Source organism: Chloroflexus aurantiacus J-10-fl (genome assembly GCF_000018865.1).
Lineage (GTDB): Bacteria > Chloroflexota > Chloroflexia > Chloroflexales > Chloroflexaceae > Chloroflexus > Chloroflexus aurantiacus.
Genome location: NC_010175.1, coordinates 2362983 through 2380318, shown reverse-complemented (window position 1 = coordinate 2380318; position 17336 = coordinate 2362983). Strand labels below are relative to the sequence as shown.

Here is a 17336-nt window from a genome sequence, read left to right as displayed (position 1 = left end):
TATTTGCTAGAGTGAGATCGTGACAAAGAGCAGTTCGTATTCTCCGCTTTGCAAAGAGGAGTATCGAGTGTATGCCAGCAACAACTGAGGTGGCGATTACTGATCAACATGTGGTTATTGATGGATTTCGCTTGCGTGTGTTGACCGCCGGTCAGGGGCCAGCCGTGCTCTTGCTGCACGGCTTCGTCGTGAGTGCTGACGACTGGATTCCGACCATTCGTCTGTTAGCGGCGAGTGGTTTTCAGGCGATTGCTCCCGATGCGTTAGGATTTGGTGCCTCAGATAAGCCAGGCGGTGCCGTCTACACGTTGCGTCGATATGCCGATCTCAATGCAGGGTTACTGCGCTTCTTCGCGGTTGATCAGGCAGCGGTTGTCGGTCATTCAATGGGCGGGAAACATGCGCTGGCAACGACTATCCTCTACCCACAGCAGGTTTCGCGCTTAGTCATTGCCGATAGCGAAGGCTTCATGCAGCTTCCATTGTTTATGCGCAAAGGGGGAGCAATACCATTCCTCGGTGAAGCGCTGGTCGGGTTGTCGGCGCTGCCCTTTGTGGTGCGGATGCAGTTACGAACGGCGTTTGCCAATCCTGATCGCTACATTACCCCTGATCTGATCGCTCGTGGCACAGCAACCCTGGGTAATCCTGAGATTCGACGCACCATGGTGGCGCTGAGTCGCTATTTTGATGCCAACGATCTGCGCGGGAGTGGTCTCTGGCCGCGACTTGCCGACATCCGGCAGCCGACGCTCATCATGTGGGGGGCTGAAGATCGGCTCTTCCCGGTACGCTACGCCTACGAAGCGCAACGTGCTCTCCCGCACGCCCGACTGGAGATTATTCCGAATTGCGGTCATTTTCCGATGATCGAAGCGGCAGATCGCTTCCATCAGCTCTTGCTCGAATTTTTGCGCCAGTGATCAGGTACCCGGCAACCTGTGATTATCCGACTATGATCAATACCTGCCGCATCTTTACGGGAAAACACAGGACTCGGCCTGTGTTAACCCTCTGTTACCTGGCGACCAGCGGTGTATTGCCCATACCATTACCCAGGCTATGTCGATTGCAGAGACGACAACATTAACAACATACCAGACGATGATCAATACCTGCCGCATCTTTACGGGAAAACACAGGACTCGGCCTGTGTTAACCCTCTGTTACCTGGCGACCAGCGGTGTATTGCCCATACCATTACCCAGGCTATGTCGATTGCAGAGACGACAACATTAACAACATACCAGATGATCACCACACCCAACCAGTGGTGATGGCAACCTGCCCATCCGGCTATTTTGCCAGTCGCGTAGTTGCAAATAACGCCAGCCCCAGCGCCCCCAGACACATCAGGGTGACCCCAACCCAGCCGGCCATCTGCCAGGCGAGGCCGGGGATCACTCCGCCCAGGGTGCCACCGATATAGTAGGCGACCAGGTAGAGCGCACTTGCCGCACCTTTGGCCTGTTGCGCCAGTTGGTTGACCAATGCCGGCGCGATGGATTGGGCGATGAACATGCCGGTACACAACGTCCACAATCCCAACGCAATGACCGGCAGGTTGGGGATGAGCGTGAGGGCAATCCCGCTCATGGCGATCAGCAGGCCGAGCGCAATCAGGCGTTGACGGGGATAGCGTGCTGAGAGGGAGCCTGCCCAGGGTGAGACAATCACGCCGGCCAGATAACTGATGTAGGCCAGGGCAACAATTGACGGTGGCAATTGAAAGGGCGGTGCATTCAGGTAGTAGGGTAGATACGTGAATATGCCAAGAAAGCCAAAAAAGAGCGTGCCGGCGAGCAGGTAGGCATAGCGCAACTGTCTGTCGTAAAGATGGGCGATCATCGCCCGATACGCCTGTTGCCAGCCGCCCACCGATGAGGGTTGGTCACGAGGAAGGGTCAGCAACAATCCTATACCGCTTGCCAGGGTCAGTCCGGCAAAGACGATAAAGCTCATCCGCCAGCCCAGGCTATCGCTGATCAATCCGCCGAAGACTCGACCACTCAAGCCACCGGCCACATTTGCCGCAATCCAGCCGCCGACGGCCCGCCCCAGTGCAGATGGCGGCAGATGATCACCGAGGTACGCTACGGCTACCGCAGTTAAGCCGGGAATACACAGACCCTGAAGCGCCCGCCAGAAGAGCAACAGTTCAAACGATGGCGCCAGTGCGCAGAGCAGGGTCGGCAAACCGAGGAGAAGACAACTGCCGGCCATTACCGGTTGACGGCCCAGCCGGTCGCTGAGCGGGCCAACGGCCAGTGAACCGAGCGCAATCATCAGAACGACAACCGAGACGGTCAAACCCGCCGTTGCCGGCGCGACATTGAAGGTCACCGACAACTGGGGCAGGATCGGTTGGGTGAGATACATGTCCGAGAAGACAATCACACCGGCGCAGTAAAGGGCAATTGTCCAGGTGCGGCGAGAGGTAACTGAAGCAGCGTTCATGCGCAATTACTCATCATCGTGTCTGGGGTAGCACAGGCGTCAGTTTGCGCTACGTGCGACGGCCTGGGAGAGGTTGTGGGGCGAGAAACTCCTCATTCCTCATCATCATCGCCTACCCACAGAAACCGGTTGAGGTCAATCAGATAGTCATCACTCACCGGCACACCTTCAGCTTCCAGGCGCGCCCGTTGCTCATCGGCGGCGTAGACATTGCTGATACGACCGATCCGATTAATCACTCGCCACCAGGGTACATCGTTGTCGCCGAGCAGTGCGTGCAGCGCATACCCGACCATGCGGGCCTGGCCGGGAAATCCAGCCAGGGCAGCAATGCGCCCATAGGTACAGACGCGACCTGGCGGAATGCGTTTCACAACAGTGTAAATGGCTGTATAGGGCGATTCGCTGTTAACGCTCATCTCAACGCTGCTTCGGCGGTGACGGGCTGAAGGCGATCATCGGTTTGGCTATTCCGCGATTGCAGGATGGTCTTGAGACAATGATCTCATCAACATATGTAGAGGGATGCAACAATATCGGCAATCCCTCTACAATTTCTGACGCTACGGTGGTGTCAGGCAAGTCAGACAAACTCTTGGTTACGCCAGGCGGCCACCATCAACCGCCAGTGTCGCTCCGGTCACAAACGAAGCCTTATCTGAGCAGAGCCAGATCACCGCATTGGCGACCTCTTCAGGCGAGCCGAGCCGACCAATCGGTTCACCCTCAGCGAACTGGGCAAGCAGTTGGGGATCACCCTGGGTAAAGCGGTCGATCATCGCAGTATGAATCGTACCTGGACAGATTGCGTTGACACGAATACCGTTACGCGCATACTCAAGGGCTGCCGCTTTGGTAATACCAACAATACCGTGCTTGCTGGCTACATACGCCGAAACGCCACGTGATCCGGCCAGACCGGCGACCGATGAGGTATTCACAATCGCACCGCCACCCTGCTTGAGCATGTGCCGGATTTCGTACTTCATACACAACCAGACCCCTTTGAGGTTGATCTCGATCACCCGATCCCAGACCTCTTCGGGATAATCGGCCAGCATTGCCTGCACGCCTTCAATCCCGGCGTTGTTGTGCGCAAAGTCGATCCGACCGAACGTGTCAACTGCCAGAGCAATTAATCGCTCCACTTCATCGCGTTGCGAAACATCACAACGCACGAACATTGCATCGGTATTCAAAGCCCGACACAGCGCAATCGTCTCTTCCCCGCCCTCGACATTCACATCAGCAACGACAACCTTGGCACCCTCACGGGCAAACGCCAGTGCTGAAGCACGACCAATACCGGCTGCTGCGCCGGTGACCAGCGCAACCTTCCCAATGAAAGGTGGCTCCATGAGTTCCTCCTCTAGCCAGTCTCTGCATGCGGTATCATACCATAAGTATATCGTTTCGCATAAGTTCGAGGGAATTCCCATTATGTACCGTGACGACTACATTCTGCGTATGATTGCCCAGTTTGGAGCGATCATTCGTCATATTCTCGGTCTCTACCGCGAGGGTAAATCGCCACTGGTGCGCATCGCTATCGATAACGCATACCGCGACCGATTAGGGGTGGGCAGTGATCGGATAGCGACGCTGAGTGATCAACAATTACTGGCACTGCTTCGCTTTCATCACCGGAGCGAGGAATGGTGGGTGGAAGGGGCATACCTCGCGGCACTCCTCACAACCGAGTCGCGTCTGTTCGCCGATGATGGGGAGATGGAGGAAGCCGCAACACGTGCACTGCTGGCGTTGCAACTGGTGATTGAGTGCCGACTGGCTGCCCCGGAGGATGTGCCCGATTATATTCCGGATTATGCCGTACTGCTTGATCTGCTGCGCGATTATGTGCTGCCGACGCCAACCCTGGCGGCGCTCTTCACCCTCTGCGAGCAAAACGGTGATCTGGCGCGTAGCGAAGACCTTCTCCACGAGCTGATCTCCCGTGACCGGGCCGGCTGGCTGGCAACGGCCCGTGCGTTCTATACCCGCTTGCTCAGCCAGGACGATCAGGTGCTGGATGCCGGTGGATTATCGCGTGCGGAGGTGTTGACCGCTCTGGCAGAACTTGACCGGCCTGGATGATGAGCAAGCACCGGGGCAACAATCTTGCCAGAAGTCGTTCGTCAATCGTGAACAGTCAGGCGAGCGTGGGCAACCCTGCCGATGACACGACGTGCTCCACGCACCCTGAATGATCTACTGCAAGCGCCTATCCCGCCGGTGCGTAGGAAAGGGGCGCACGGCTGTGCGCCCCTTTCCGCTGCGGTCAATAGTCCTCAGTACGTACACCACGATCATGCAACGACCGTTAACCAACCCATCAGCGACCGTGATTTAGAAAATTGGCCAGCATCTGTTTTCCACCCTCGGTCATGATCGACTCAGGGTGAAACTGGACACCTTCTACCGGTAATGTGCGATGGCGCAGACCCATAATGATGCCATCGTCCGTCCACGCGGTGACCTCTAGTTCAGCGGGCAAATCCTCACGGCGCACGATCAACGAATGGTAACGGGTGGCGCGGAATGGCGAGGGAAGGCCGGCAAACACGCCCTGACCCTGATGGTAGATGGGTGATAGTTTGCCGTGCATCACCAGTGGTGCCCGCACGACTGCTCCACCGTAGGCAGCGCCGATGGCCTGATGCCCAAGGCAGACGCCGAGAATGGGGATGTGCCCACCTAACTGGCGGATCACGTCAACACTGATCCCCGCCTCTGCCGGCGTACAGGGGCCAGGGCTAATCACGATTCGGTCAGGAGCGCGGGATGCGACATCGGCAACGGTTATCTGGTCGTTCCGCACCACCTCAACGTCAGCGCCCAGTTCACAAAGATACTGGTACAGATTGTATGTAAACGAGTCGTAGTTGTCGATCAGGAGAACGCGCATAATTATCACTCCATCGTCTGCGATGCAATTGCCTGTTCACGTTCATCTTGGGTCAGGATAGCCCCTTTCGCCCGTGCCCGAATCAGCGCTTCCACACATGCCGGATCGAACTCCGTACCGGCACCGCGCTGCAAAAGTGCCAGGGCTTCGTCGATGGGCATTGGGGGCCGATATGGTCGATGGCTGGTAATCGCATCGAACACATCGGCAACCGCGACAATGCGGCCAAAGAGTGAAATATCTTCACCCTTCAGACCGTATGGATAGCCACGGCCATCAAGCCGTTCGTGGTGCTGAGCCAGTGCCGTCCACGACTCGCGCAGCAGATCGAGTTCGAGCAACCCATTATCGCGGAGAAATTCGATGCCGTAGAGAGGATGCCGGCGCATCTCGGCAAACTCTTCCTCGTCAAGCCGACCCGGTTTCTTGAGGATATGGTCAGGAACACGAATCTTGCCAACATCGTGCAACTTACTGGCAATGCGCAACTGGTAAATCTGTTCCCGTGATAGCCCTAGCTCTTGGGCAATGGCTACCGAAAAATCGCTGACCCGCTGACTGTGTCCACGAGTGTACGGGTCTTTAAGATCAATCGCCCCCGTGATGGCGGCAATAATCCGGGTAAACAGGCTATCCGTCTCTCGATACAGTTCAGCCAGCCGAATCACCGTTGCTGCCTGTGACGCAAGGGTTTGAAACAGAACAATATCGTCGTTAGAAAATGTTCGACCGTGCTTTGGGTTGAGGGCTTGCGACCCACCGATGATCATCCCCTCCACTTCACCACGTTCACCACCAAGAATGATTTGGGGCGAGCGCAACGGTACACAGAGAATGGCACGGGTCTGAAATCCGCTCCGTTGATCAAGTCCCTGGTAGAAGCGATGATCGCGCTGGACATCATTAACGACAACTGTTTCACCGGTTTCAATCACGTGACCGATGATGCCCTGTCCGCGTGGCACACGTAACGACTCTACGCGCTCGCTGTTTTCACCGCCGGCAATGTGCAAGACCAGATCGTTTCGCTCATGATCGATCAGCCAGATCGATGCCGCTTCGACCTCAAGCAGTTCGCAGGCGTAACTCATGATCCGGCGTAACAACTCATCACGTTCCAGGGTGGTCGTCAAATGTGAGACGATCTCGACCAGCGCATGCTGGCGGCGTTCGCGCTGTTGCGACTCCTCTAACAACCGGGCTTTTTCGATTTCAGTCACCAGCCGTGACGTAAGCAAATCGATCAGAAGCAGCTCTTCCTGTTCATCAACCGCCTCAAACGCGCCATTGAAGACCTGCACCACGCCCACCGGTTCGCCCCGTAACAGCAAAGGTACACAGAACATCGTGCGCAGATCGAGTGAACCCATTTCGCCGAAGGTTCGATTCCAGCGTGGATCATTCGCGACATCGTTGACGAAAAACGGTTGCCGATGTTGCAAGGCATAACCGGCCAATCCGGTATTGGCCGGCAGGCGGCGACCGAGCAGCGCCTCGCCGGCAGGACTGCCTTTTACGACTTTGAAGATGAGTTCATCGGTTGCGGCATCGTACAGGTAGAGGGTACCGGCTTCTGATTGCGTGATCTCGATAATGAGATCGAGCAAACGATCAAGGAGATCATCAAGTTGGGTTGTGGCAGCAATCTGATTGGCACGTTGGATAATCTCTAAGTAGCGTTTAGGTGCTTGTTCTTGATCGTTCATAACCAGTTCCCCCTCTTGACCCATAGCTGAGATGCACGCGAGAACTTATGTGACCAGCACCTACTACTCCTGGTCACTGCGGGCCAATGCCTGTACGTAGCGCACCAGTTCAGAGGCCTCACCGGCAATAGCCACCGGCATACCTGCTGCCAGGCTGATTTGGGCCGGTGAGTAATCGTCGATAGATCGTTCACCTGTGTAGTCGAACATCACCCGTGGCAGTAATGCCCGGTCACAACCAGATGCACGAAGGGCAGGAATCACATCCTGTGCCGTTAACAACCCACTCACCGTTACCGTTTCGCCGAAAAACTGATTGACGACCGGAACAACCCTGACCGTCAGGTTTTCAATCCGATTCAGGCGGTTGGCAATCTGCTCCATGACCGGTGCGATCAGCGTGCCACACACCAGCGCCAGTTGCGTGGGGCGAGCGATCCGAGCCGGCAAGCGCCGCCGGGCGCGCATCCAGGTATCGAGGAAGTCGCGCACCATTCCGACACCATTGCTGTATTGCGGCATATCGTCATAGATTTCAGCAGGTGGAATCGGGCGCCCGGCCAGCAGGTAGAACTCATCGGAAGCATACACCAGGTGTAAGCCGAATTGCTCATAGCAGCGGCGCTGATACGGCTCGATCATATCGATCACGGCGGCTGCCTCGACCGGCGTATAACAGCGAAGCGGAATATCGGTCACCGCACCGAGCCGTGAGCAGAAACCCATTTCCGGGTTGTGGAGCGGCTGTGACCCCGACTGAAGAGGGATGGTTGCGGTGGGGTCTTCCCATAGCGGCTGACGTTCCCAGTTGGTATCAATCCACTCTGGCGTCTCGTGAATCTGGATCGCGGCCCGAATCGTCTTCGGCGCTTTGCCTTCAAAGCGAAACTTCGTCAGACCCACCGGCACCACAGCAATTGACTCGACAATAGGATGGAGGGCGATCAGGTCTTCAATACTCTGCCGCAACACCTCGCCGTCATTGACCTGGGGACAGGCCACAATCTGGGTGTGAACGCGAATGCCCATCTTGCCCAGGCGGCGAATCTGCTCACGAACATCAGGCACATCGCGCTTACCCAGCATAATCGCCCGCCAGAAGGGATCGGTGGCGTGGACGCTAATGTGCAACGGCGACAGACGCTGACGCTCGATCCGTTCCCAATCGGCTTCGGTCAGATTGGTAAAGGTGACAAAATTCGCGTAGAGGAACGATAGCCGGTAATCGTCATCTTTCAGATAGAGTGTTTTGCGAAAGCCTTTCGGCATCTGGGTGAGAAAACAGAAGGGGCATTTATTATTACAGGTACGCAACCGATCAAAGAGCGGTTCGGTAAATTCAATACCCAGGTCATCGTCGGGGTCTTTATCAATCGTTATTTCGCGTTCATCACCGGTGGCGGTGCGGATCAACAGGGTTACGCGCTCTTCCGCAATCGCAAAGCGATAATCAATCACATCGCGAAGCCGCTGACCATCAATCGCCACAATGATGTCACCCGCTTGCAGACCGATGTGTTCGCCCAGACTCTGCTCTGCGACACGGGCAATCACTCCACCTTCACCGGTGATGCGTTTTACGTCGGGTTGGTACTCCACACCTGCTCCTAACCGAGAAATATGTTTGCCAAAGCTACACTGATGAAGGTGTTTCGTAGCTTTAGTATGTCTATTGTATCATCATTCAGGGATTGATCGGACACGGTAGCGGGATAACGATTCAAGAAGCTGCTGCATCCATCGTTGAAAACGATGCAATACCCACATGTCACACGGCAGTCGGTATGACGCCTCGTATCACATCGTCATGTATGACGATCACACCCGGCGTTCGCGTGACCAGCCGGGTCAACGACCTGACACGTACCAGATCGCGAGCACGGCTGGCGCGGCAGCATGGCTGCCACACTCCAAACGTCGCGACACGCGCATGATGAGCGGGCAAGGCAACCCATCCAGCACATGATGGCACCGGAGATGGTTGTGAGAGCGCGACAGTAAAGCGTTTTATGAAATAAGTTCTCGTTATGGGTAATGCATAGGCGGGGTGCCGGTGAGGAACTGGCGGGTTAAAACCCTGCCGCAAGTCGTGAAAGCCCCTGCGGGGCTGGCCTGACGGCGAAGAGCGGTACCCCTGGACACGCCTATGCATTACCCACATGTCGCGCTGCGTTAGGCCAGGCTGCAAGTGCTCCCTGTGGCGCAGGCTTCCAGCCTGCATGGAGGCATCCTCGCCACCGCCGGCAGATGCTGCCCGTGACCGTTGGTGTAGAGGCACAAACCAAGTACAACAACACTTCTACGCGCAGGGATCGCCTTCATACCTGACCGACGCGATGATCGGCATGATCCCATCCAGCCCCCCCGTGACCAGGATGGGTAACGGTATGCCACGCGCTGGATCGCGAGCACGGCTGGCGCGGCAGCATGGCTGCCGCACTCCAAACGTCGCGACACGCGCATGACGAGCGGGTACGGCAATCCATCCAGCACGTGATGGCACGGCTGGAGCGGCGCATTGCCACTGGGCCAGTCGCTCAAAACAGCACCCATAGCGATCATACCCGCTGATACGCATGTGGTTGACACCAGTTATGGGTAATGCATAGGTCCCGCAGGAACTTGCACATCGTGAGCAAGAGCTTCAGCCCCACGATATCTTATATCCTACACCCTATATCCTATCTTCTACATCCTATTTCCTAACCACCCCCCTACACCAACGGCCACTGCCGACGCCGTTCACCGGTTAAGCGAGCCAGCGCATTGGCTACCGCTGCCGCAATCGGCCCCATCGGCGGTTCACCACCGCCAAACGGTTGATCGCCGCTGCGCAGAATCTGCACAAACACCTCTGGCGCATCGGCGATGGTCAAGAGCGGGTAGCGATCAAAATTACCGGCTTCAATCCGCCCATCGGCAATCGTAATCTGCTCGAACAGTGCTGCACTCAGCCCCATCATGATGCCGCCCTCGGTCTGAGCCGCCAGACCGTCGGGGTTGATGGCGACACCGGGATCGACAGCGGCCCACACCCGATAGACCCGCAACCGGCCTTCGACCAGACCCACCTCAGCGACATGGGCAGCTATTGTGCCGGCATCAATACTACAGGCAATCCCCCGCGCCCGGCCAGGTGGTGGCTGATCGTACCAGCCGGCCATTGCAGCAACTGCCTCCAACGCGGCACGGAAGCGATTGCCCGTCGCAGTATCGGGCAGGTGCCGCAGGCGAAAATCGAGCGGATCGCTACCGGCAGCCACCGCCAGTTCATCGATAAAACTTTCGACGGCAAAGACGTTCGCCAGTAGACCCAACCCCCGCCAGGGGCCGGTTGGCACCGGCAGATCGACCGTTTGCGCCTTGACTTCCAGGTTGGGAATGTCGTAGATAAGCCGGGCACCACGCCAACCGCCAAAATCACTACCGAACAGCCAGCGCAGTGGCGGCGGAAAGAGATCAAACAACACGTTCCCGCTCACATGGTGTTGCACAAGCGCGGCGATCCGACCATCGTCCGTGAGGGTAGCCCGAAAGGTTGCGTAGGTCGGTGGACGCAGATACCCGTAGCGAAACTCCTCGGTGCGCGTCCAGCCAACGTGAACAGGACGCCCAACCGCTGCCGACAACAGTGCCGCTTCGGTGGCAACAGTTGTGGTCACTTTGCGTCCAAATCCGCCTCCCAGGTAGGTTGGCGTAACCTCAACCGTCTCCGGCTTACGACCGATCACCTCGGCTATGGTGCGCGCAACCTGCACCGGTGATTGTGTGCTGACCCAGGCTCGAACCCGATCCGGTTGCACATCGACCAGGGCGGCCTGCGGCTCAAGATTGGCGTGTGCAGCCAGAGGAGTCTGATAGGTTGCCTCAATCACGCCGGCACCGCGCAGCGCTGCCGCAGCATCACCCTGCCGCTGAATCACCGTTCCCGATCCGGCCTGCGCTGCGAGCCGGGCTTGAAGCTCTGCCAGATTGAACGGCGGCGGCAGTTCCCAATCCAGTTCCAGATCGTTCAGTGCAGCATACGCCGTCAGCCGCGACTCGGCGACCACGCCGGCAAAGCCATCGCGAATCACCACCTCAACCACGCCCGGTCGGTTGCGAGCCGTACCCGCTGCTGCCCGCCGCAGCTTTGCCCCCAGACGCGGTGGTCGGGCAACAGCGCCGTAGAGCATCCCCTCAATCCGAGCGTCGTAGCCGTACACCGCTTCCCCACGAATCTTGGCCGGGAGATCGAGCCGCGGCACTGGCTGACCAATAATCTGCCAGCGCTCAGGTGGCGTGAGCGGAGCGGCTTCGGTGGGAGTCTCCCAGTTACGAGGTTGGGCGACCAGTTCAGCGAAACTGATCCGGCGTGCCGGCTGATCGGCATCAACCACGAATCCCTGCTCAATTCGGGTTTGCGCCGGTGCAATACCGAGCTGATCGGCACCGGCGGTGCGCAACATCTCGCGCAACGTCGCCGCCATCTCGCGGAGCAACGGGAAGAGTGAGATCACCGAATAGGAAGCACTGGTACCGGCACCATCGGCAACCGGGCCGAGCGAACTGCTCTGCACCACCTGCATCTGTTCCCAACTCACACCCAGCTCCTCAGCCGCAATCTGAGCCAGCGCCGTATGCACACCCTGCCCCATCTCCACCTTGGGCATCGTCATCGTCACACGGCCATCGGGCTGGATCGTGAACCAGAGCTGCGGTTCGCGCGGCATATTCGACGGAATATTGATCACATCAGCGAACATGTCGGCCAGCGCCAGCCGTGCCGCCGGTAGACCAAAGATTGCGCCCAGCGCCAACCCACCGCCAGCCAGCCCCATCCCGATCAGAAAACCCCGTCGCGTCATCCGCCAGCGTTTTGGTGATGTATCCTGCTTCATCCCGCCCGCTCCTTCATCAGCTCTGCCGCCCGCATCACTGCTCGCCCGATCCGGGCATAGGTGCCACAACGACAGTAGTTATAACGCATCGCCGCAATCATCTCTTCGTGCGTCGGCGTAGGGTTGGCGGCCAGCAATGCGGCTGCGGTCATCATCTGCCCGCTCATACACCAGCCACACTGCGGTACCTGTAGCTCAAGAAATGCCTGTTGTACCGGATGCAAACGCTCACCATCGGCCAATCCCTCGATGGTCGTAATCTGCGCCCCGGCCAGCGTCGCGATCATCGTCTGACAACTGCGAGTGGCCTGGCCATTCACATGGACGGTACATGCACCGCAGATACCGGCGCCACACCCAAATTTGGTTCCCGTCAGCCCCAGCTCATCGCGCAACACGTACAACAGCGGACGGGCCGGTTCATCAGCGACCGTGTAACGTTGACCGTTGATCGTCAATTCCATAATCATCCTCTGGTGCAATTGTCGTGCAATACCTGTTCATAGTATACTACCAGTGCACGGCAGAGTCACGGCAAGGGCGTTAGTAACCGATATGCGCTTGCCCACGGACAATGACGTTGGCGGCAGGTGCAGACGGTGAATCTGAACGTTGCCCGGCATGTTAACGAATCACCGTCGGGGAAGCGCAGGCTTTCCCGTTTATCGTCAAAAGGCGTAATCGATGACAACATCGGTGCAGAAACAACCCATTCTGATAGTTGGTGGCTTTGGCAGCAATCCATTGCTCTACGAGCCACTGCGTGCCCATTTGCATACCATCAGTGGCCAACCTGTCTTCATCACCCCCATCAACCGCCTGGATTGGGCACAGGTGGTGGTGTTCGATAGTTATGCCGGCTTACTTGAGAAACTTGATCGAGCGGTCAATCAGACCCTGGCCGCCACCGGCAGCGATAAGGTGATACTGGTCGCCCACAGTGCGGGTGGGGTTCTGGCCCGCATCTTTCTCGGCGACAAACCGTATCGCCGGCGCGCTTACTATGGCTATCAGCGCATCAGCATGCTGGTGACCCTTGGCACACCGCAACGGGCCATTCGTGACGGTCGGATTGGTGGGTTGAGTCAGATTCGCTGGGCTGATCAGAACTACCCGGGTGCGTACTGGCCAGACGTGCGTTACGTAAGCGTCATTGGCCGCAGCATCTTCGGCGATCCCGACGGCCCCCCGCCGGAACGTGGCGCCTATCAGAGCTATCGCCTGCTCAGTGGCGAGGGTGCCCAGTGGGGAGACGGCGTCGTACCACTTGATTACGGCCTCTTGCCCGGCTCACTGCACCTGATCATCCCCGGCTTACGCCACGACCCACGACCAGATCGCCTCTGGTATGGTTCCAGTCCGGCGATTGTAGCCGTCTGGTGGCAGGCTGCGATTGCATTTGCTGCCGCACCTCCGCTCGTGATCAGCTATAATCAAGAAGAGACGCAGGTCAAACCATCTGGTTACGTTGCCCAACGGAGCTGACCTGCCACAATCCGCAGCTAATCAGCGAACAACCGCCAGCAGCGTGTTGTTCGCACCGCATAAGGGGAACCGGTATGTTTCGCCGTCTATTCGGTCGCGCTCAGGATGCACCGCGCAGCGAAGAAGAAGCTGCGCGCGAAGAAGAGCAGGTTGCTGCGTCACTGGAAAAATCGCGCAAAGGTATCTTTGGCCGGATCGCGCAACTCTTCGCTGGTGACGATCCTATCACCGATGAGCTGTGGGACGAACTGGAAGAGGCATTGATCCAGGCCGATGTCGGGCTGGAGACAACCCAGTATCTGGTCAACCGCACCATTGACCGGGTCAATCGTCACGGGGTCAAAAAGGCACGCGAGGCGCGCGAGATGCTCAAAGCCGAAATGGTGCGTACCTTTGCCGAGTACGCCGGTCAACAGCGCCCCAATGCCCGACCCTACGTGATTCTGGTCGTTGGCGTGAACGGTGCCGGCAAAACAACCCTGATCGCGAAGCTGGCCCATCGCTACAAAAACCGTTTCGGTAAGAAGGTCTTGCTGGCAGCAGGAGACACCTTCCGCGCGGCTGCCACCGAACAACTCGAAACCTGGGCCGAGCGAGCCGGCGTGCCGTGTGTCAGCCTCGGCCAGGGTGCCGACGCCGCTGCCGTTGTCTACAAGGCCATTGATGCCGCGCTCGAACAAGACGTTGACGTGCTGATTATCGACACTGCCGGTCGCCTGCACGCCAAATACAACCTGATGCAAGAACTGGAAAAAATCCGCAACATCATTGGCCGCAAACTACCGGGAGCACCGCACGAGACCATCCTGGTGATCGATGCCACAACCGGCCAGAACGGCGTGTTACAGGCGAAGGCATTTCTGAAAGCTGCCGGCGTCACCGATGTCGCCATCACCAAAATGGACGGCACAGCGAAGGGAGGCATTGCCTTCGCGATTGCCCAGGACATCGAACGACCAATTCGCTACATCGGCACCGGCGAAAAGATGGACGATCTGGCGCTGTTTGATGCGCAAACCTTCGTTGATGCACTTTTTGCCGATTCAAAGTAGTAAGTCAAATAGCACGCAAAGCAATGCGCTAACCGACCTTTCTTACTCACCAAACGAGTAAGCGGGTCGTAGGGATACGTGTGGCGTGTTCAGGTTCAGAGATACAGACCTGTAGGTGACACTATGTCGGTTGAAATCGTCAAATGCCCATCCTGCAAACAAAAACTGGCCATCTTTCCTTACGTTCCGGTTGGTGGACAGGTCGTCTGTGCGAACCGGAACTGTGGCGCCAGCATTCGCCTGGTTTCACGACGCCCCCTGCGGGTAGAGCTGGTTCCCGAAGAAGCCACCTACACCGTGGATTACCGTCCGGAGTCGTATGGCTGATCACCAAAACCGCTCAATCCCAACTGGCCCTGTCAAGCTGTCAGCGCTCATCCGGCGAGCGGGTGCAATCATCGCCTTCATCGGCTTCGCCACCCTGCTCGCCGGATGCCTGCTCATCAGTGGCGAACAGACCACCATCTCACAACAAGCCGGTGCCGCCAACATCCTGACCACCTTCGTCAGCGCGGAAGGGAGCGACGAATACCGGATACCGGCCCTACCGGCCAACACCGAAGTCCAGGCCATCGTCATGGTTGCCGTCGAGTCGGGAGACTTAGAAATCGCCCTCATCCAACCCGACGGATCGGTATCATTCGTCCTGGCCGCCCGGCCCGGCTCCCAGGTCACGCGCAGTGGCCCGTTACGCAGCGACGAACAGGGGCAGATACGGTATCGGATCACGGCCCGTAATGCCCGCAATGGTGAGATTCAGATGTTTTTATTGCCGTAGATACACTTCATTGCGCTCATCGCCTGCCCGGTAACTTCCTGCCCTGCCCGGTCCATTGCGAGAGGTATCCAACCGGTGCGACTCAGATTTGGACTATGAGACATGGCTGTTGATCGGCATTGCGTGTATGATTTCACCAGCACAGACAAAGGCAATACTTATGCGAAAAATAGAAACCATGCCGCATAGTTCAACCATTGCCGGGCCATCAGCAGCAGAGTATGTTGCGAAGAATCAGTTACAGCCGGCTGACGAACCAATTCATGGATGGTATCGCTTCATTCTCGGTTATCCACCTCATTTAGTACGTGAATATTTACATCGCCTTAATGCTGACGCTGAGCGAGATTGGGTATTTGATCCGTTTTGCGGCACGGCTACGACACCGGTAGAGGCTCGATTACAGGGTTTTCCTACTATCAGTAGTGATGCCAATCCTGTTGCACTGCTGGCAACTCGCGTCAAGATGGCGTGGGATATCGATGTTGCGGCGGTACTGCGCTGCCTTGATGATACGTTAGAACTGGCAATCGCCTGTCTCCGTCGGGTAGGTTTACAGCCAATTCCAGACGGCAATCATCAACTAGACCTGTTTACACCGCTGTTATCGAAGGGAAATGCCATTGCGGACAGGCATATTGCCGAACAGTTTCATCCAGATGAAATCCTTCCTTCTTCAGTAGCCACGCTGATACCGAAAGGATTTATAAGTCCGAAGCCTCTGCTGAGAGTGCTGGCCATTCGATTTGCCATCGAACAGGCAGTTGCTGAAGATTGTATTCGAGACTTTATGCGCCTAGCACTGGCCCATGTGATTGTTACGAAAGCCGGTAATATTGGCTTCGGCCCGGAGATATACTGTCTGCCGCCTCGTGAAGATGCTGATGTCATTGGCGCATTTGCCAGCACTGTTGAGCGGATGCTTGCAGACATACAAACCATTCGGAAAAACCGACCGCTGCCATTTCCACCTGCATATATGTACCAGGATGATGCGCGATCGCTTTCGCGTCTTGACCACTGTCCACCGATTGGTATTGTGATTACCTCGCCACCTTACCCAAACGAGAAAGACTATACGCGCAGCACTCGCCTGGAGAGTGTTCTGCTTGGCCTGATCCAAACGAAACAAGAGCTGCGCGCACTGAAAGCGAATCTACTCCGTAGCAACTCACGGAATGTATTTGCCGGAGATAACGACGATGTCTATATTAAAGATATTCCGGCCATTGTGCGCATCGCCGAAGAAGTTGAAGAACGACGGCTTGCATTAGGCAAAACATCAGGATTTGAACGACTGTATCATCGGGTGGTTCGTCTTTACTTTGGTGGCATGTACCGCCATCTGGCAGCATTATTTCCAAAATTACGGCCTGGAGCACGTTGTGCGTATGTTGTTGGCGATCAAATGTCATTTTTCCGGGTGCATATTCCCACCGCACACCTGTTAGCTGATGTTGCTCACAGCGTTGGATATGAATTGGAAGGTATTGAGCTGTGGCGCACCCGGCGTGCTACTGTCACCAGGCAGAATTTGGCAGAGCATGTCCTTATTCTGCGCAAGCCGATAATGAATAGAAACGCTACGAAACACTCCAGATATTATTTACACCTACCGCTCGCGCAGAAACTTACCTGATAGAATAGAACTAATTACATAAAGCCGTGCTATCGTGCTCAGATCGCACAGACGCATAACCGCGTGCCAGGCACCAACGACAACCTACCCGGCTCCTGGCCCGTTGGCAGAGCGCAGCTCCAGCCATGCCATCACGTACTGGAAGGGTTGCCTTGCCCGCTCATCATGCGCGTGGCGCGACGTTTGGAGTGCGGCAGCCATGCTGCCGCAGCAGCCGTGCTCACGCTCCAGCGCATGGCACGCCGTTGAACCTACCGGTCACGGATGGTTTTTGAAATAAGTTCTACAACGCAATTCCTGACGTGGTCGAAAAACTGCTACAGAATGATGAACAATTACTAGAACGTACCTCAATAAATATGAGGTCATGCTACCAGCTTATCACACAGGCTCATGAACGCTTGCCAATTATCAATGACACCATATTCTACTCC

The 17336-nt window shown here is 56.8% G+C and carries 16 protein-coding genes; 8 read left to right on the top strand and 8 right to left on the bottom strand.

The window, feature by feature from the left end; translation table 11 throughout:
- The first annotated feature begins 71 nt into the window (after window positions 1–71).
- Complete coding sequence (locus CAUR_RS09095; protein ID WP_012257607.1) at window positions 72–923, top strand: alpha/beta fold hydrolase; 852 nt, start codon at window positions 72–74, stop codon at window positions 921–923.
- A gap of 373 nt (window positions 924–1296) precedes the next feature.
- Here the strand turns inward: CAUR_RS09095 and CAUR_RS09090 are convergent, their stop codons facing one another.
- The 3 genes from CAUR_RS09090 to CAUR_RS09080 all read right to left on the bottom strand — a co-directional run bounded on the left by CAUR_RS09090 (window position 1297) and on the right by CAUR_RS09080 (window position 3815).
- Window positions 1297–2457 carry an MFS transporter gene (locus tag CAUR_RS09090; protein WP_012257605.1) on the bottom strand — a complete coding sequence of 387 codons (1161 nt, stop codon included), beginning with the start codon at window positions 2455–2457 and terminating at the stop codon, window positions 1297–1299.
- A 92-nt stretch (window positions 2458–2549) separates the two neighbouring features.
- Window positions 2550–2876, bottom strand: a complete 327-nt coding sequence (locus CAUR_RS09085; RefSeq protein WP_012257604.1) for an MGMT family protein — start codon at window positions 2874–2876, stop codon at window positions 2550–2552.
- 180 nt (window positions 2877–3056) lie between these two features.
- Window positions 3057–3815 (bottom strand): SDR family oxidoreductase, encoded by a 759-nt coding sequence (locus CAUR_RS09080; protein WP_012257603.1) that lies wholly within the window; start codon window positions 3813–3815, stop codon window positions 3057–3059.
- 82 nt (window positions 3816–3897) lie between these two features.
- Here CAUR_RS09080 and CAUR_RS09075 point away from each other — a divergent pair, with 82 nt between their 5' ends.
- Entirely contained in the window at window positions 3898–4551 is a 654-nt protein-coding gene (locus CAUR_RS09075) for a DUF6483 family protein (RefSeq protein ID WP_012257602.1), read from the top strand.
- Between the two features lie 238 nt (window positions 4552–4789).
- Here the strand turns inward: CAUR_RS09075 and CAUR_RS09070 are convergent, their stop codons facing one another.
- The 3 genes from CAUR_RS09070 to CAUR_RS09060 form a co-directional block, all read right to left on the bottom strand.
- A complete protein-coding gene (locus tag CAUR_RS09070; RefSeq protein WP_012257601.1) occupies window positions 4790–5362 on the bottom strand; it encodes an anthranilate synthase component II in 573 nt (190 codons plus the stop codon).
- A gap of 5 nt (window positions 5363–5367) precedes the next feature.
- Complete coding sequence (locus CAUR_RS09065; protein ID WP_012257600.1) at window positions 5368–7068, bottom strand: GAF domain-containing protein; 1701 nt, start codon at window positions 7066–7068, stop codon at window positions 5368–5370.
- Between the two features lie 63 nt (window positions 7069–7131).
- Window positions 7132–8688: a DUF512 domain-containing protein gene (locus tag CAUR_RS09060; RefSeq protein ID WP_273068657.1), complete on the bottom strand. Its 1557-nt coding sequence runs from the start codon at window positions 8686–8688 to the stop codon at window positions 7132–7134.
- 807 nt (window positions 8689–9495) lie between these two features.
- Here CAUR_RS09060 and CAUR_RS21200 point away from each other — a divergent pair.
- Window positions 9496–9639: a hypothetical protein gene (locus CAUR_RS21200; protein ID WP_157866426.1), complete on the top strand. Its 144-nt coding sequence runs from the start codon at window positions 9496–9498 to the stop codon at window positions 9637–9639.
- Between the two features lie 143 nt (window positions 9640–9782).
- On the opposite strand, the gene CAUR_RS09050 is transcribed toward CAUR_RS21200, so the two are convergent.
- Entirely contained in the window at window positions 9783–11948 is a 2166-nt protein-coding gene (locus CAUR_RS09050) for a xanthine dehydrogenase family protein molybdopterin-binding subunit (protein ID WP_012257598.1), read from the bottom strand.
- Window positions 11945–12412, bottom strand: a complete 468-nt coding sequence (locus tag CAUR_RS09045) for a (2Fe-2S)-binding protein (protein ID WP_012257597.1) — start codon at window positions 12410–12412, stop codon at window positions 11945–11947. Before CAUR_RS09045 ends, CAUR_RS09050 begins: the two co-directional genes overlap by 4 nt.
- A 220-nt stretch (window positions 12413–12632) precedes the next feature.
- On the opposite strand from CAUR_RS09045, the gene CAUR_RS09040 reads away from it, so the two are divergent.
- The 5 genes from CAUR_RS09040 to CAUR_RS09020 all read left to right on the top strand — a co-directional run bounded on the left by CAUR_RS09040 (window position 12633) and on the right by CAUR_RS09020 (window position 16902).
- Window positions 12633–13433, top strand: a complete 801-nt coding sequence (locus tag CAUR_RS09040; protein WP_012257596.1) for an esterase/lipase family protein — start codon at window positions 12633–12635, stop codon at window positions 13431–13433.
- A gap of 74 nt (window positions 13434–13507) precedes the next feature.
- On the top strand, window positions 13508–14485 hold the full coding sequence (ftsY, locus tag CAUR_RS09035) for a signal recognition particle-docking protein FtsY (RefSeq protein WP_012257595.1): 978 nt from the start codon (window positions 13508–13510) through the stop codon (window positions 14483–14485).
- Window positions 14486–14608: 123 nt separating this feature from the next.
- On the top strand, window positions 14609–14812 hold the full coding sequence (locus CAUR_RS09030) for a hypothetical protein (protein WP_012257594.1): 204 nt from the start codon (window positions 14609–14611) through the stop codon (window positions 14810–14812).
- Complete coding sequence (locus tag CAUR_RS09025; protein ID WP_012257593.1) at window positions 14805–15263, top strand: hypothetical protein; 459 nt, start codon at window positions 14805–14807, stop codon at window positions 15261–15263. The genes CAUR_RS09030 and CAUR_RS09025 overlap by 8 nt, the downstream gene beginning before the upstream one ends.
- 127 nt (window positions 15264–15390) lie before the next feature.
- The gene (locus tag CAUR_RS09020) at window positions 15391–16902 is read left to right on the top strand and encodes a TRM11 family methyltransferase (protein WP_012257592.1); all 1512 of its coding nucleotides are present in this window, start codon (window positions 15391–15393) and stop codon (window positions 16900–16902) included.
- The last annotated feature ends 434 nt before the right edge of the window (window positions 16903–17336 follow it).

Excerpts from the sequence above, each read along its gene's own strand:
- CAUR_RS09095 (WP_012257607.1), top strand. The coding sequence starts at position 72 with ATGCCAGCAACAACTGAGGTGGCGATTACTGATCAACATGTGGTTATT.
- CAUR_RS09090 (WP_012257605.1), bottom strand. The coding sequence starts at position 2,457 with ATGAACGCTGCTTCAGTTACCTCTCGCCGCACCTGGACAATTGCCCTT.
- CAUR_RS09085 (WP_012257604.1), bottom strand. The coding sequence starts at position 2,876 with ATGAGCGTTAACAGCGAATCGCCCTATACAGCCATTTACACTGTTGTG.
- CAUR_RS09080 (WP_012257603.1), bottom strand. The coding sequence starts at position 3,815 with ATGGAGCCACCTTTCATTGGGAAGGTTGCGCTGGTCACCGGCGCAGCA.
- CAUR_RS09075 (WP_012257602.1), top strand. The coding sequence starts at position 3,898 with ATGTACCGTGACGACTACATTCTGCGTATGATTGCCCAGTTTGGAGCG.
- CAUR_RS09070 (WP_012257601.1), bottom strand. The coding sequence starts at position 5,362 with ATGCGCGTTCTCCTGATCGACAACTACGACTCGTTTACATACAATCTG.
- CAUR_RS09065 (WP_012257600.1), bottom strand. The coding sequence starts at position 7,068 with ATGAACGATCAAGAACAAGCACCTAAACGCTACTTAGAGATTATCCAA.
- CAUR_RS21200 (WP_157866426.1), top strand. The coding sequence starts at position 9,496 with ATGGCTGCCGCACTCCAAACGTCGCGACACGCGCATGACGAGCGGGTA.
- CAUR_RS09050 (WP_012257598.1), bottom strand. The coding sequence starts at position 11,948 with ATGAAGCAGGATACATCACCAAAACGCTGGCGGATGACGCGACGGGGT.
- CAUR_RS09045 (WP_012257597.1), bottom strand. The coding sequence starts at position 12,412 with ATGGAATTGACGATCAACGGTCAACGTTACACGGTCGCTGATGAACCG.
- CAUR_RS09040 (WP_012257596.1), top strand. The coding sequence starts at position 12,633 with ATGACAACATCGGTGCAGAAACAACCCATTCTGATAGTTGGTGGCTTT.
- ftsY (WP_012257595.1), top strand. The coding sequence starts at position 13,508 with ATGTTTCGCCGTCTATTCGGTCGCGCTCAGGATGCACCGCGCAGCGAA.
- CAUR_RS09030 (WP_012257594.1), top strand. The coding sequence starts at position 14,609 with ATGTCGGTTGAAATCGTCAAATGCCCATCCTGCAAACAAAAACTGGCC.
- CAUR_RS09025 (WP_012257593.1), top strand. The coding sequence starts at position 14,805 with ATGGCTGATCACCAAAACCGCTCAATCCCAACTGGCCCTGTCAAGCTG.
- CAUR_RS09020 (WP_012257592.1), top strand. The coding sequence starts at position 15,391 with ATGATTTCACCAGCACAGACAAAGGCAATACTTATGCGAAAAATAGAA.